Below are 14,304 nucleotides of genomic sequence, written 5' to 3' on the forward strand. Positions count from 1 at the left end.
GGCGCGGGCGAGCTCCCGGGCCCGCACCCAGCCGGCCGCGCTGGCGACCACGTTGACCGGGCGTTCGCGCAGGCACGGCAGCGCTCCCCACGGCAGCGTGTGCAGGGCGTCCACCGGCACCACCACCAGCGGCCCGTCTCCCAGCTCGGCGAGGAGCGGACGCAGCAGCAGCCCTTCGACCTCCAGGGCCGCCACCTCGACGCTCTCCAGGTCGCAGCGAGGACGCTGCGCCCCGGAGCACTGGCGGCGCAGCGCGTGACGGAGCCGGACGATCGCCTCCTTGACCTGCCGAGCGTCTCCCACCCGCCGCAGCGTCACCCGTTCCCCGGTGACGAGCACGGCCAGCAGCGCGTCCCCGTCCGCCACGAACTCCACCAGCGCCCCGCACCCCAGCTCCGCCCGCACCCGTTCGGGATCCACCAGCGAGCACGCGTGCGAGGGCGCGGCCACCGCCCGCCACCGCTCCGCGAACTCGAACACCTCCCCGGCGGACCCGCCCCGCACCGCCAGCCCCAGCCCGAACCCCGCCAGCCGCTCCCCGGCCCTGGCCGCGTGGGCGCGCAGCGAGGGATCGTCGAACGTCTCCACCCGCTCGCTCACCTCCGACAGCCCGACGCGGACCGCCCGGAAGGCCCCCGTGGCGTCCTCCTGCAGCGACGCCTCCAGGGCGAGCGCGTGCTGGCGCACCGGCACCGGGATCTCCGCCTCCCGCGCGGGCTCGGAGTCCAGCGGGGTGAGCCGGGTGCCGATCGGCGGGAACGGCTCCTCGCGTTCGGCGTGCTCGGTGAGGAGGGCCAGCTGCGCCGAGGCCGTCGGATGGTCGTCCACGGCCAGCGCCGCCTCGGCCGCCACCAGCCGCAGCGCGGCCGCGCCCGCCAGGTGCGCCAGGCCGTCCTCCAGCTCGTCCGCGCACGCGACCAGGTCGGCGACCAGGGCGGGCGTGACGGGTTCGAGCGTCAGCCGGGCCCGCAGGACGACCTCCCTGGCCAGCGGCAGCCAAGACGTCCGGTCCTGCGCGGCCAACTCGCCGGCCGCCTGCTCGGCCACCTCCAGCGCCCGGCGCGGGTCGCCGGTCAGCAGCTCCACCTGCGCCAGCTTCAGCCGGGCCTCGGCCAGCGCCACGTGCGCCCCCGACACCTCGAGATCGGGTACGGCCAGGCTCAGCATGGCCCTGGCCTCGCCCGGCAGATGGGCCGCCAGCAGGGCGCCGGCGAAGTCCGCCCGCATCGTGGCCAGCCGCTCGGGGAAGCCGAACAGGGTGTCCTCGGCCTCGCGGTAGAGCTTGAACGCCCCCGCGATGTCGCCCCGCCGTACCGCGAGGAAGGGCAGGTTCGCGGCGGACAGGCGGGCCAGGTGCCGCAGCCCCGAGTGCCGGGAGATCTCCAGGCAGGCGGTGAGGTCGCGCATGGCGGCGTCCCAGTCGCCGCGGTAGGAGTGGACGAGACCGCGGTTGAGCAGCCCGCCCGCCAGGAACCTGCGGTCGTCGATGGTGCCGGGAGCGGTCACGAGAGCCCGCAGCGCGCGGTCGCAGGCGGCGATGGCCTCCTGGTGGCGGCCGAGGCGGGCCAGCGCGACCGCGCGCTGGGTGTCGAGCTTGGCGCGGTCGAGCGGCGAGAGGTGGGCCCAGGCCAGGGCGGCCACGCGCAGGGCCTGGAGCGGGTGGCCGAGCTCGGTGCGTACGGTGACGAGGGAGAGCCTGGCCTGGGCGATGCGCTCCGGCGGGGCGCCCGGAGTGGCGATGGCCTCGCGGAGGTGGTGATCGGCGCTGCGCAGGTCGCCGAGCTCGCGGGCGGCCAGCGCGATGGCCCTGTGCGCGACGGCCTCGGCCTCGGGGTCGCGGACGCGGCGGGCCGTGGAGAGCACGGTACGGCCGGCGCGAAGGGCGTGGTCGGGATCGACCAGGGAGCGCATGACAGCGGCCTCGGCCGCCACGACGAGTGGATCTCGGTCGTCTGGTCGCTCTGGTGTTGCGCTCATATCGGGTGCCTTGGGATGGAGACTCGCTGCCTTGGAACGGAAACGGCCGAGAGAGGCGACGTGGCTCTCTCGGCTGGTCGACAAGGGGATCAGGTCACGTCAGGGCCGGATGCGCACCCATCGCGTCTGAACGGGCTTGTGGCCGGGGCGGTGGCAGACCACGCTCAGCCAGCCCGGCGGCAGGCCGGTGGCGGCGAAGTCGCCGGAGCCGGCGATCCGCCGGGTGAGCGTCAGATGGGGAGTGCGCACATCGATGAGCGCGCCCTCCCCCGGGTACGGGGAGACGTGTCCCGCCACGTCGATGAGCCCGTCGCCGATCGTTATCTCCAGGTCGAAGGTGAGGCCCGCCACGACGAAGCGCACCAGATGGGAGCCTTCGTCATCGCGTACACCGCTGGCGGCGCCGCGGTCGGTGGGGCCGGCCGTCACCGCCCCGGGGACCCGGAGCCGGTAGGCGTCGCGCGCGGCGGCGGACACCTGGCCGGGGATCGGGTCGTTCCCGGAGGCCAACCGGAGGGCTGCCAGGAAATACTCGTCGTTGATCATTGCGCTGTCTCCTGTATTGAGATCAGAGTGCGCAGTTTTTCCAGGCACCGGGCCTTGGTCGGACCGATGCTGCCTACGGGCAGTCCGAGCCGTGACGCCATCTGCTGGTTGCCGAAGTCGACGGCGACCAGCTGGAGGAGTGAGCGGCAGGGCTCGTGCAGGTCGGAGACCGTCTTCCAGAGCAGGCGGCGGCCGTCGGCCTCCAGGACGGCGGACTCCGGGTCAGGGTCTTCGACGACCTCGAAGGAGGAGACCCCGGGACGATCCTTGCGCAGCAGCAGGAGGGCTTCGCGGCGCACGGTCGTCACCAGCCAGGCCCCCACCCCGGCCGGATCCCTGATGCTCGGGAGGTGCTGCAGCAGGCGCAACCAGGAACCCTGGACCGCGTCCGCCGCGTCGGAGGGGCTCAGGCCGCACGCGCGGGCCACCGCCCACATACGCGGCCCGAACCTGGCCTCCAGCTCGTCCCAGGCCGTCCGGTCGCCCTCGGCCGCCGCTGCGAGCAGCTCCGCTGAATCGCGCATCGCGGCCTCCTTCCGTCCGGCACGAGTAGGCGATCATGCCTCCCCGTGATTGGCTGAGGACTGAGCGTAAACTCTACAGACTCGCCGGGATCAGAACTCCCAGATCCGGAATTTGCCGGGCCCGCTCAGATTCGAAGAGCCGTCTGGCGACATCCTTGGCCGGCTCGCTCTTGGCCCCGTCCGCGACGGCCCCCGCCACCAGGGCGGTGGCGAACGACGTGCCGCTCCACGCCGCGTATCCCGCGAAGTCGCCGCCGTCCAGGAAACTGCTGGTCAGCCAGTCGCCGCGGGCGCAGGCGTCCACCCAGATGCCGTAGCCGGAGTAGGGGGCGCGCCGTTCCTCCGCGGCGTCCACGGCGGCCACGCCCACCACGGAGGGCAGCGCCGCCGGCCAGAACGGCCGGTCGGACCCCGTGTTGCCGGCGCAGGCCACGGTCACCGTGTCGGGCAGCGCGGCGATGGCGTCTGACAGCAGCGGTGGCGGGCGGTCGTCGTAGGTGTGGCCGCCGAAGGAGAGGTTGAGCACCTGCGGAGGGCGCTCGCGCAGGCGGTGGAGGGCGCGGACGACGGTCGCCTCGTCGCCGATGCCGTCGCCGTCGAGCACCCGGTGCACGCTCAGCTCCGCGCCCGGGGCCCGCCGGGTCAGCAGGCCCGCGATGAACGTGCCGTGCCCCGCCTGCGCGCCCTCCGTCGCGTCGGCGCACTCGGGGGCGGTCTCGCCGTACCAGTCGCTGCCGGACCACCACGGGTGCTTGGCGATGCCGGTGTCGAGCAGCCCCACGACCACGCCCGAGCGGGACCGCCCCGGCTTGTGGGCGATGGGAGGGGTGGGAAAGGGTCTGGACGCGGGACCACCGAAGAACAGAGGCTGGCCGCGGAACACGTGGTTCGGCGACGCTCGCAGGCCCTGCTCGCGGAGTTCGGCGGTGATCTCGCAGGGGTCGGCGCCGGGCGACAGGTGGATCACGCAGACGCCGTCCGCCTCCGAGACCGCCTGGGTCCAGCGCGAGACGGCCGACAGTGCCGCGCGGTCGGTCAGCACCTGACCAGGCCGGATGAGCGACGCGCCGACAGATTGGATGTCCATGAGGCGGTATGTTTCCCCGCTGGTCCAACTGTCACATGCCACTCCCGCACCAAGTTGGTATGGCCCCCCTCTGGTGCCGGATAGCGACCGACGGTAGTCTCTCCCTAGTCACTTGTGATCATCCCGGGGCGAGGCCGTTGGGGAAGGCGCACCTCGTACCGAAACGGGAGGTCCGGTGTCTGCTCGTGGCGTCCTTTACGTCCACTCGGCTCAGCCCGCGCTGTGCCCTCATATCGAATGGGCAGTCGCGGGTGTCCTTGGCGTGCCCGTGGATCTGACGTGGACTCCGCAACCCGCCGCGCCCAACGTCGTGCGGGCCCAGGCGGAGTGGGACGGCCGCGCCGGCATCGCCGCGGCCATCGCTTCCTCGCTCATGGGCTGGCAGCGCCTCAGGTTCGAGATCACCGAGGACGCGTCACCGGGAGTGGACGGGTCCCGCCACGCCTACACGCCGACGCTCGGCGCCTTCACCGCGGTCATCGGCGCGGCGGGCGACATCATGATCCCCGAGGAACGGCTCCGGGCGGCGATGATGATGGCCGCGCAGGGGCGGTGCGTGCTGGAGGACGAGCTGGACAAGATGCTCGGACGGCCCTGGGACGAGGAGCTGGAGCCGTTCCGGTACGCGGGCGACGGTGCGCCCGTCCGCTGGCTCCACGCCGCCGTCTGACCCTGCCCACGCCACGGGCGAACGCCACGCCCAAGAGGCCCCGCACCCACGCCGGTGCGGGGCCTCTTGGGAAGCATGCGATCGGCCCCGCACCGATGCTCGGTGCGGGGCCGATCGTCAAAGAGCTACAGCGGGATGTTGCCGTGGGCGCCGCGGGCGGGCGTGGCCTGGGCGAGGAGCTTGGCGATGGCGCCGCGCGTCTCCGCGGGCTTGATCACCTCGTCGATGACCCCCAGCTCCCGGGCCCGGTCGAGCCCACCGGCCAGCTTCTCGTGCTCGGCGGCCAGCCGCTGCTCCAGCTCGGCCCGCTCCTCCTCCGGCGCGGCGGCCAGCTCGCGCCGCTTGAGGATGCGTATGGCCGCCACCGACCCCATGACCGCCACCTCGGTGGTAGGCCAGGCGAACACCTTGGTGGCCCCCAGCGCGCGGGAGTTCATCGCGATGTACGCGCCCCCGTACGCCTTCCGCGTCACCAGCGTGACCCGCGGCACCGAGGCCTCGGCGAAGGCGTGCAGCAGCTTGGCCCCCCGCCGGACGACCCCGTCGTGCTCCTGCCCGACCCCGGGCAGGTAGCCGGGAACGTCCACGAGGACAACCAACGGCACTCCGAAAGCGTCACACATACGTACGAAGCGGGCGGCTTTCTCGGCGGACGTGGCGTCGAGGCAGCCGCCGAGCCGCAGCGGGTTGTTGGCGATCACACCGACCGTCCGGCCACCGAGGCGGCCGAGCGATGTGACGATGTTCGGCGCCCACTTGGGGTGCAGCTCGATGCCAGGCTCGTCGAGCAGGCCGTTGACCAGCGGCTTGACGTCGTAGGCGCGCCTGGCCGAGTCGGGCAGCAGCGTGGAGAAGTCCACTTCCTCGATTTCTCCCGTGCGCACCCGGCCCTGGTGACCGAGGAGCGTGGCGAGCTGGCGCGCCCTGACGTACGCGTCGGTCTCGGTCTTGGTGACGACGTGCACGACGCCGCTGCGCTTGCTGTGCGGCTCCGGGCCGCCCAGAGCCGCGGAGTCGACGCTCTCGCCGGTGACGCTGCGGACCACGTCGGGGCCCGTGACGAAGATGCGGCCGGACTCGGCCAGGATGACGATGTCGGTCAGCGCGGGACCGTACGCGGCGCCGCCGGCGGCGGGGCCGACGACCACGGAGATCTGCGGCACCACGCCGGACGCCTTGGTCATGGCGGCGAAGACCCGCCCGACGGCGTGCAGCGACTCGACGCCTTCGGCGAGTCGCGCACCGCCGGAGTGCCAGATCCCGATGACCGGCACCCGTTCACGGACGGCCACGTCGTAGGCGTGCACGATGTGCTCGCAGCCCTCGCTGCCCATCGCGCCGCCCTGGAAGCGGGCGTCACTGCAGAAGGCGACGACGGGAACACCCTCGACGCGGCCCATGGCGGCCAGCACGCCGCTCTTGTCTTCGGAGCTGATCAGCCGCAGCGAGCCCTCGTCGAGCAGCGCGGTCAGGCGGACGGCTGGATCGCGGGGGTCGGCAGGCTCCTGTTCGGTGCCGTCGGTCGCTATCCCGTTGTCCAGCACGGTCATTTATGCCCCCTTAAACACGACGGCCACGTTGTGGCCCCCGAATCCGAACGAGTTGTTGACCGCGGCGATGTCTCCGTCGGGCAGGGGGCGGTTCTTCCCGTAGACCAGGTCGACCTCGATGCCGTCGTCGAGGTCGTCGAGGTTGATGGTCGCGGGGACGATCCGCTCCTGCAGCGCCTTGATGGTGAAGACGGACTCGATGCCGCCGGCCCCGCCGAGCAGGTGACCGGTCATCGACTTGGTCGAGGTCACGAGCGGGTGGGTGCCGATGGCCTTGGCCACGGCCTGCACCTCGCCGACGTCGCCGGCAGGGGTGGAGGTGGCATGTGCGTTGACGTGCTTGATGTCGAGGCCGGTCAGGCCGGCGTCGTTGAGCGCCTGGGTCATCGCCATGATGATGCCCCGGCCCTCGGGCTCGGGCTGCGTGATGTGGTGGGCGTCGGCGGAGTAGCCGACCCCGGCGCAGTAGGCGTAGATCTTCGCGCCGCGCGCCTTCGCGTGCTCCTCGGACTCCAGCACCACGATGCCGGCGCCCTCACCGAGCACGAACCCGTCGCGGTCGCGGTCCCACGGCCTGGACGCGCCCTGCGGGTCGTCGTTGCGGGTGGACATGGCCCGCGCGGCGGCGAAGGCCGCCATGTTGAGCCCGTGGATGGCGGCCTCGGTGCCGCCGGCCACGACCACGTCGGCGCGGCCCACCCTGATCATGTCCATCGCGTGGCCGATCGCCTCGGCGCCGGACGCGCACGCCGACACGGTGGCGTGCACCCCCGCCTGGGCACCCAGGTCGAGGCCGATCCAGGCGGCCGGGCCGTTGGGCATGAGCATCGGCACGGTGAACGGCGACAGCCGGTTCCAGCCGCGCTCACGCCAGGTGTCGTACGCGCTCAGCGTGGTGCTGATGCCGCCGATGCCGCTGGAGACCACGACGCCCAGCCGCTCCGGCGCGACCTCGGGGGCGCCGGCGTCCTGCCAGGCCTCCCGGGCGGCGACCATCGCGAACTGCTCGCTGCGGTCGAGCCGCCGGGCCTCCGGCCGCGGCAGCACCTCGGTGGGGTCGACCGCGGCCGTCCCCGCGAACTTCACGGGGACGGAGTCGATCCAGTCCGTGGTGAGGGTCTCGACACCCGACTGACCGGCGAGGAGCGCCGTCCAGGTCGAGGTGACGTCTCCACCGACGGGCGTCGTCGCGCCAAGCCCGGTGACGACGACACGTACCCGGTTCGCACTCACGTTTCGCGCTCCTTGCTAGTCAGAATGGTGACTTCTCAGCCCTGGATGAAGTTGAGGACGTCCTTGACCGTCTTCAGGTTCTTGAGCTGGTCGTCGGGGATCTCGACGCCGAACTCGTCCTGGGCGGCCACGGCGATCTCGACCATGGACAGGGAGTCGATGTCGAGGTCGTCGACGAAGCTCTTCTCGGGGGTCACGTCCGAGGCCGGGATGCCGGTGATCTCGTTGATGATCTTGCCGAGGCCGTCAAGAATGTCCTGCTCGGTGGCAGCCATGTCGCTGGTTCTCCTTTTGATTTCTGGGTTCTGCACGGCTGTGCCGTACAAGCTCTGGATGGTAGTGCGAGGGGAGGCTAAGGGATCTCGATGACCTGCCCGGCGTAGGTCAGCCCCGCGCCGAAGCCGAGCAGCAGCGCGAGACCGCCGGAGCGGACCTCGCCGCGCTCCAGCATGCGCGAGAGCGCCAGCGGGATCGAGGCGGCCGAGGTGTTGCCGGCGTTGACGATGTCGCGGGCGATCACGGCGTTGTCGGCGCCCAGCTTACGGGCGATGGCCTCGATGATGCGCAGGTTGGCCTGGTGGGGCACGAACGCCGTCAGCTCCGACGGGTCCACGCCCGCGCGCTCGCAGGCCTCGAGCGCCACCGGGTGGAGCGCGGTGGTCGCCCAGCGGAACACCGTCTGGCCCTCCTGGCGGAGGAAGTTCTGGCGGTCCTGGATGGCGATCGCCTCGGACTTGTCGCCGGAACTGCCCCACACCACGGGGCCGATGCCGGGGGTCTCGGAGGGACCCACCACCGCGGCGCCCGCGCCGTCGGCGAAGATCACGGCGGTGGACCTGTCGGTCCAGTCGATCCACTGCGACAGCTTCTCCGCGCCGATGACCAGCACGTGGCGGGCCGAGCCCGCGCGTACGGCGGCGCTCGCGGTGCCGAGGGCGTAGCAGAACCCGGCGCAGGCGGCGTTGACGTCGAACGCGCCGGGCGCCTTGATGCCGAGGCGGTGGGCCACGACGGCGGAGGCGTTGGGGATCTGGGTCTCGAGCGTGCAGGTGGCCACGATGACCAGGTCGACCTCTTCGGGCGACAGGCCGCTCGCGGCCAGCGCCTTGCCGCCGGCGATGGTGGCCATGTCCTCGAGGGACTCGCTGTCGGGAGCGACGCGGCGCTCCTTGATGCCGACCCTGGACTGGATCCACTCGTCGTTGGTGTCGATGTTCTTGGCCAGGTCGTCGTTGGTGACGACGTTGGCCGGCTGGTAGTGGCCGAGGGCCAGGATCCTGCCGCCAGGGGCGACGTCGGGAATCTTCACTTGGTCAGCTCCCTGGCCGCGTCGAGGTCGTCGGGGGTCTTCAGCGCCACCGTCCGCACGCCGGACAGGCCGCGCTTGGCCAGGCCGGTGAGCGTGCCGCCGGGCAGCAGCTCGATCATCTTCGTGACGCCGAGCCCGGCCATGGTCTCCATGCAGGCGCCCCACCTGACGGGGCTGCTGATCTGCCTGACCAGCCGCTCCACGAACTCGGCGCCGGAGGCGACCGCCTGGCCGTCGGAGTTGGACAGGAGCGTGACGGTGGGGTCGCCGGGGGCCACGTTGGCGGCGGCCTCGCGCAGGCTCTCCACGGCGGGGGCCATGTGGCGGGTGTGGAAGGCGCCCGCGACCTTCAGCGCGATGAGGCGGGCACGGGTCGGCGGGTCGTCCTTGAGCGCGGCCAGCTGCTCCAGCGTGCCGCCCGCGACGATCTGGCCGGCGCCGTTGATGTTGGCGGGGGTCAGGCCGTGCTTCTCGAGGGCGGCCAGCACGTCGTCCTCGACGCCGCCGAGCACGGCGGTCATGCCGGTCTCGGTGACCGCGGCGGCCTTGGCCATGGCCTGGGCGCGCTCGCGGATCAGGGTGAGCGCCTGCTCGGGGGTGAGCACCCCGGCCAGCGCGGCGGCGGCGAACTCGCCCACGCTGTGGCCCGCGAGCATGTCCGGCGTCGCGCCGAGCACCTCGGCGGAGGCCAGCGCGGCGGCCACGAGGAGCGGCTGGGCGACGGCGGTGTCACGGATCTCGTCGGCGTCGGCGGTGGTCCCGTAGGCGATCAGATCGAGCCCGACGACCTCCGACCAGGCACCGAGTCTGTCGGCCACACCGGGGAGCTCGAGCCAGGGAGAAAGGAAGCCTGGCGTTTGGGCACCTTGGCCCGGAGCGACGAGTACAAGCACAAAACCCACCTTGCCCTGTAGAACTCCGACACGCGGATAATGATCCGCACGAACTTCGTCCGGGGGGTTTTGTAGGAAGCCTACAGTGGGGATTTCGGCGACATTACGTTAGGGCGCGCCACATTTCGGCGCTCTCCGCCAACCGGCCCAGGATCAGGCCGACCTGGAGCGTGAAGGCGGACCTGCCCTCCGTGGGCTGGTAGCCGGTCAGCTCCGTGATCTTCTTCAGGCGGTAGCGGACGGTGTTGGGGTGGACGAACAGCAGCCGCGCCGTCGCCTCCAGCGAGGTGCCCTGCTCCAGGTACGTGGCGAGGGTGTCGAGCAGGGGCGTGCCCGCGAGCGGCAGGTAGACGTTCTCGATGAGCTGCTGCCTGGCGTCGTCGTCGCCGTCGAGCGCCCGCTCGGCCAGCAGGTCCTCGGCGTGCACCGGCCGGGGCGCGTCGGGCCAGCCGGACGAGGCCTTCAGCCCGGCCAGCGCCGCCCTGGCGGACCTGGCCGCGGCGTGCAGGTCGGGGACCTCGGGGCCGATGACGATGGGGCCCATCCCGAAGCGGTGCACGACCTGCTTGGCCGCGTCGTTGACGCTCTCGGCGCCGCCCACGATGACGATCAGCCGGTCGGCCTGCACGCCGGCCAGCAGGTCCATGCCGATGCGGCGGCCCTTCTCCCGCAGCCCGTCGATGACCGCGCGGGGGTCGTCGACGGGGGCGTGGCCGGCGATGACGACCACGGGGGAGGAGGTCCAGCCGAGCGCGGCCGCCCAGGAGTGCAGGCCGTCGTCGACCTCGCCGCGGACGAGGGCGTCCACGATGAGGGCCTCGAGCCGGGCGTCCCACGAGCCCCTGGCCTCGGCCTCGCGGGCGTAGACGTGGGCGGCGGCGAAGGCGACGTCGCGGGTGTAGCGGAGCATGGCCTGCTGGAGCTGGTCCTCGCCGCTGGGCGCGGCCAGCTCGTGGGCCTGCGCCTCGACCACCTCGACCACGACCCTGACGATGTCGACGGTCTGCTGCAGCGAGATGGACCGCTTGAGCTCGCGCGGGGCCGTGCCGAAGAACTCGATGCTGGGGGTGGGGCGGTCCTCGCCGGCGATCGAGAACCACTCGACGAACGCCGCGATGCCGGCCTGGGCCACGAGCCCCACCCACGACCGGTCCTCCGCGCTGAGCGCGCGGAACCACGGCAGCTGCTCCTCCATGCGAGCCATCGCCGCCGTGCCGAGCGAGCCCATGGCCCGCTCGAGCCTGCGTGTGGTGTCCTCCCGGGTCCGGTCTGTCACGCCTTCTAGAGTGCCAGCTCCGTCCGGATGACCGCGACGGCCGTTCTCCCGGGGCCGGGCGGCCGGCGTCAGATCACCGCGACGGCCGTTCTCGTGGGGCCCGGCGACCGGCGTCAGATGACCGCGACGGCCGTGATGAGGCCGATCGCGACGTGCGTGACCGCGAGCAGCCGCGCGCCCGGCTGCAGCTCGGGCTCCTTCACGAGGTCGCGTACGGAGATGCCGACGATCCGGTCGAACAGCAGCATCGCCACGGTCTGCACCACGATGCCGACCAGGCCGAACACCGCCGTGCCCGCCAGCCCCTCGGCCAGCCGGCCGCCGGAGGACCAGATGGAGGCGGCCACGATCAGGCCGACGGCGGCCAGGGCGGAGGTGGCGAGCAGCGTGGCGTTCGGGTTGCGCTGGGTGCGGATGATCTCGCTCAGCTTGCCGGGGGTGGCCCAGTCGATCACGTAGAAGCCGACGATCATCAGGATCACGCCGACGGCGGCGTACGCGGCGATGGCGCCCGAGCCGCGGGCGAGGGTCTCGAGAAGAGTCACGTTGATTCCTATCGGGGGATGCGGTGCGGAGTCAGGCGATGCGGTGGGGGACGAACGAGGAGGTGTCATCGGTGATCAGGCCGGTCGTCTCCCTGATACCCAGCCCGGCGGCCTCGTCGGCGACCACCCAGGCGCCGAGCACCGGCCGCTGCCCCTCGAACTGGGGCAGCGCCTCGAAGCCCTGGAAGACGTAGCCCTCCTGGCCGTAGACGCCCGGCGTCTCCTGGGTGCCCTCGGGGGTGACGATGCGCATGGAGGCGCCCTCCCTGCCCAGCAGCGGCTTGGCGATGTAGGAGGTCAGGTCGCGCGGGCCGTCGAGGTAGGCGGGCAGCAGGTTGGGGTGGCCGGGGTTGAGTTCCCAAAGGATCGCCAGCAGCGCCTTGTTGGACAGCAGCGTCTTCCACAGCGGCTCGATCCAGGTGGAGTGCCGTACGGCGTGCCGCCCGAAGTCGTCGGCCAGCATCCACTCCCACGGGTAGAGCTTGAACGCCGAGCGGATCACGCGGTTCTCGACGTCCACGAAGCGGCGGTTGAGGGAGTCCCAGCCGATGTCCTCCATGGCGACGGCGACGGTCTGCAGGCCCGCCTGCTCGGCGGTCTCCTGCAGGTAGGCCACGGTCATGGCCTCCTCGCCCGTCTCGTCCATGTTCGTGAACGCGAAGTGGGTGGGCCCGGGCGGCAGCCGCATGTCGCGCCAGCGCTCGATGAGCCGCTCGTGCACGGAGTTCCACTGGTCGGCGCCCGGGTGGACGTCCTGCAGCCAGAACCACTGCACGACCGACGACTCCACGAGCGAGGTCGGCGTGTCCGCGTTGTACTCCAGCAGCCTCGCCGGCCCGGTGCCGTCGTAGCGCAGGTCGAAGCGGGCGTACAGGTGGGCGTCGCGGCGCTCCCATGAGCGCGCCACCTCGTCCCACGCCCACTCGGGGATCGCGAAGTCGGCGAAGCGCCGGGCCGAGACCACGTGCTCGACGGCGCGCAGGCACATCTCGTGGAGCTCCTCGACCTGCTCCTCCAGCGCCTCGACCTCGTCCATGGAGAACACGTAATGGATGGACTCGTCCCAGTACGGTCTGCTCAGCCCCGACGGGTGCGCCGCCCGGTGGTAGGCCAGGCCCTGGCCCTCGATCGTCTTCTCCCAGCCGTCCCTGGGAGTGCCATGCTCACGCCGCACCGGTCAGCTCCCGCCGCCCCAGTGGTTGCCGAAGCCGCCCCGTTGGATCTCTTTCCCGTTGCGGGTGGAGATGTTCACGTCAGAGGGCCGGTACGTGGTGCCGCCGCGCACCTTGTTGCCCGACCTGGTGCCCCCGTAGTACCACATGTACGCCCCGCGCGAACCGCCGTAGTAATGGTAGGAGCCGTTGTCGTCATCGTCGCAGTAGTCGTCGTCGACGACCTCGTACGTGCCGTCGTCCAGCTGGATGACGCAGTCCGCGGTGACGTCGTCGTCATCCTGGGTGGCCGCGCAGTACCCGACCAGCATGATGGACAGAACACCGAGAATGGTCAGCGGGATGGCCTTGGACGCCTTGCGCGCGGGCGGTGGCGGCGTGGGATGGGTTTGCGGAGGTTGTGCCATCAAGATCCTGCTTTCATGGGCCGCTCAGCCTATCGGCGGCCCTCGTCCCCGTTCAATCCTGTAGTCATGGCCCCGAGGTATGTTCGCTCACATGGAACCGGTTGAGGCCCTGCGCGAGATCGCCTTCCTGCTGGAGCGCGCCGGAGAGCCCACGTACCGCGTACGTGCCTTCCGTCGCGCCGCCCAGGTCGTCACCGACCTGCCCAGGGACGAGCTCGTGCGGCTGGCCCGCACCGGCGGTCTCGGCGACCTGCCCGGCATCGGGAAGGTCACCGCCCTTGTGGTCAACGAAAGCCTCGATGGGCAGGTTCCTACGTATTTGAGGCGGTTGCGGGCGACCGACGGCGTGCAGCTCGACGAGGAGACGCAGGCGCTGCGCGGCGCGTTGAAAGGCGACCTGCACAGCCACTCCGACTGGTCGGACGGCGGCTCGCCGATCGAGGAGATGGCCGAGGCGGCCCGCGGGCTCGGCCACGACTACCTGGCGCTGACCGACCACTCGCCCCGCCTGACCGTGGCCAAGGGCCTCTCGGCCGAGCGCCTGGAACGCCAGCTCGACGTGGTGGCCGAGCTGAACGAGCGGCTGGCCCCGTTCCGGATCCTGACCGGCATCGAGGTGGACATCAACACGGACGGCTCCCTCGACCAGTCACCCGACCTGCTGGAGCGGCTGGACGTGGTGGTGGCCAGCGTGCACTCCAAGCTGCGCATGGACGGCGACGAGATGACCCGCCGCATGGTCACCGCCATCGCCAATCCCCTGGTGGACGTGCTCGGCCACTGCACGGGGCGGGTGGTGAAGGCCGGCGGCAGGCGCGGCGAGCGCCGCCCGGAGTCGTCGTTCGACGCCGAGCTGGTCTTCGAGGCCTGCCGGCAGTTCGGGGTCGCGGTGGAGGTCAACTCCCGGCCGGACCGGCTGGACCCGCCCAAGAGGTTGATGCGGCTGGCGTACGAGATGGGGTGCGTGTTCGCGATCGACTCCGACGCCCACGCGCCCGGGCAGCTCGACTGGCAGCACTACGGCTGCGAACGGGCCGCGCGGTGCGGCATCGAGGCCGACCGCGTCGTCAACACCTGGCCGCTGGAGCGGCTGCTCGACTGGACGGCCGCCTGAG

General features: G+C 71.9%; 15 protein-coding genes. 2 read left to right on the forward strand and 13 right to left on the reverse strand.

Features of this window, described 5'->3' with window-relative positions; genetic code table 11:
- The 4 genes from ACWDX9_RS35925 to ACWDX9_RS35940 all read right to left on the reverse strand — a co-directional run.
- Nucleotides 1-1,932: hypothetical protein (locus ACWDX9_RS35925; RefSeq protein ID WP_449962050.1), on the reverse strand; the 1,932-nt coding region annotated here is incomplete at its 3' end.
- A gap of 144 nt (nucleotides 1,933-2,076) precedes the next feature.
- Nucleotides 2,077-2,523, reverse strand: a complete 447-nt coding sequence (locus tag ACWDX9_RS35930) for a hypothetical protein (RefSeq protein ID WP_449962053.1) — start codon at nucleotides 2,521-2,523, stop codon at nucleotides 2,077-2,079.
- The gene (locus ACWDX9_RS35935) at nucleotides 2,520-3,047 is read right to left on the reverse strand and encodes an RNA polymerase sigma factor (RefSeq protein WP_355194094.1); all 528 of its coding nucleotides are present in this window, start codon (nucleotides 3,045-3,047) and stop codon (nucleotides 2,520-2,522) included. The genes ACWDX9_RS35930 and ACWDX9_RS35935 overlap by 4 nt, the downstream gene beginning before the upstream one ends.
- A 73-nt stretch (nucleotides 3,048-3,120) precedes the next feature.
- Complete coding sequence (locus tag ACWDX9_RS35940; protein ID WP_449962055.1) at nucleotides 3,121-4,134, reverse strand: S8 family peptidase; 1,014 nt, start codon at nucleotides 4,132-4,134, stop codon at nucleotides 3,121-3,123.
- 175 nt (nucleotides 4,135-4,309) lie between these two features.
- Between ACWDX9_RS35940 and ACWDX9_RS35945 the strand changes: the two genes are divergently transcribed.
- Nucleotides 4,310-4,804 (forward strand): DUF3145 domain-containing protein, encoded by a 495-nt coding sequence (locus ACWDX9_RS35945; RefSeq protein WP_350723190.1) that lies wholly within the window; start codon nucleotides 4,310-4,312, stop codon nucleotides 4,802-4,804.
- Nucleotides 4,805-4,929: 125 nt separating this feature from the next.
- On the opposite strand, the gene ACWDX9_RS35950 is transcribed toward ACWDX9_RS35945, so the two are convergent.
- From ACWDX9_RS35950 to ACWDX9_RS35990, 9 genes are all read right to left on the reverse strand, one after another.
- Entirely contained in the window at nucleotides 4,930-6,354 is a 1,425-nt protein-coding gene (locus ACWDX9_RS35950; protein ID WP_449962058.1) for an acyl-CoA carboxylase subunit beta, read from the reverse strand.
- Nucleotides 6,355-7,587 (reverse strand): beta-ketoacyl-ACP synthase II, encoded by a 1,233-nt coding sequence (gene fabF / locus ACWDX9_RS35955; RefSeq protein ID WP_350723186.1) that lies wholly within the window; start codon nucleotides 7,585-7,587, stop codon nucleotides 6,355-6,357. It abuts the gene before it with no gap.
- 35 nt (nucleotides 7,588-7,622) lie between these two features.
- Nucleotides 7,623-7,862 carry an acyl carrier protein gene (locus ACWDX9_RS35960; RefSeq protein ID WP_350723184.1) on the reverse strand — a complete coding sequence of 80 codons (240 nt, stop codon included), beginning with the start codon at nucleotides 7,860-7,862 and terminating at the stop codon, nucleotides 7,623-7,625.
- Between the two features lie 77 nt (nucleotides 7,863-7,939).
- Nucleotides 7,940-8,896, reverse strand: a complete 957-nt coding sequence (locus tag ACWDX9_RS35965) for a beta-ketoacyl-ACP synthase III (RefSeq protein WP_350723182.1) — start codon at nucleotides 8,894-8,896, stop codon at nucleotides 7,940-7,942.
- Nucleotides 8,893-9,789, reverse strand: coding sequence for an ACP S-malonyltransferase (locus ACWDX9_RS35970; RefSeq protein ID WP_449962060.1), 897 nt, complete (start codon nucleotides 9,787-9,789; stop codon nucleotides 8,893-8,895). Before ACWDX9_RS35970 ends, ACWDX9_RS35965 begins: the two co-directional genes overlap by 4 nt.
- A 103-nt stretch (nucleotides 9,790-9,892) precedes the next feature.
- Nucleotides 9,893-11,017 (reverse strand): PucR family transcriptional regulator, encoded by a 1,125-nt coding sequence (locus ACWDX9_RS35975; RefSeq protein ID WP_350723250.1) that lies wholly within the window; start codon nucleotides 11,015-11,017, stop codon nucleotides 9,893-9,895.
- Between the two features lie 161 nt (nucleotides 11,018-11,178).
- Complete coding sequence (locus ACWDX9_RS35980) at nucleotides 11,179-11,610, reverse strand: DUF350 domain-containing protein (protein WP_350723178.1); 432 nt, start codon at nucleotides 11,608-11,610, stop codon at nucleotides 11,179-11,181.
- 31 nt (nucleotides 11,611-11,641) lie between these two features.
- Nucleotides 11,642-12,784, reverse strand: coding sequence for a glutathionylspermidine synthase family protein (locus ACWDX9_RS35985; protein WP_449962063.1), 1,143 nt, complete (start codon nucleotides 12,782-12,784; stop codon nucleotides 11,642-11,644).
- 3 nt (nucleotides 12,785-12,787) lie between these two features.
- Nucleotides 12,788-13,189 carry a hypothetical protein gene (locus ACWDX9_RS35990; protein ID WP_350723174.1) on the reverse strand — a complete coding sequence of 134 codons (402 nt, stop codon included), beginning with the start codon at nucleotides 13,187-13,189 and terminating at the stop codon, nucleotides 12,788-12,790.
- A 91-nt stretch (nucleotides 13,190-13,280) separates the two neighbouring features.
- Between ACWDX9_RS35990 and ACWDX9_RS35995 the strand changes: the two genes are divergently transcribed.
- A complete protein-coding gene (locus ACWDX9_RS35995; RefSeq protein ID WP_449962066.1) occupies nucleotides 13,281-14,303 on the forward strand; it encodes a PHP domain-containing protein in 1,023 nt (340 codons plus the stop codon).
- Nucleotide 14,304 lies beyond the last annotated feature (1 nt).

Source organism: Nonomuraea sp. NPDC003201 (assembly GCF_053590415.1).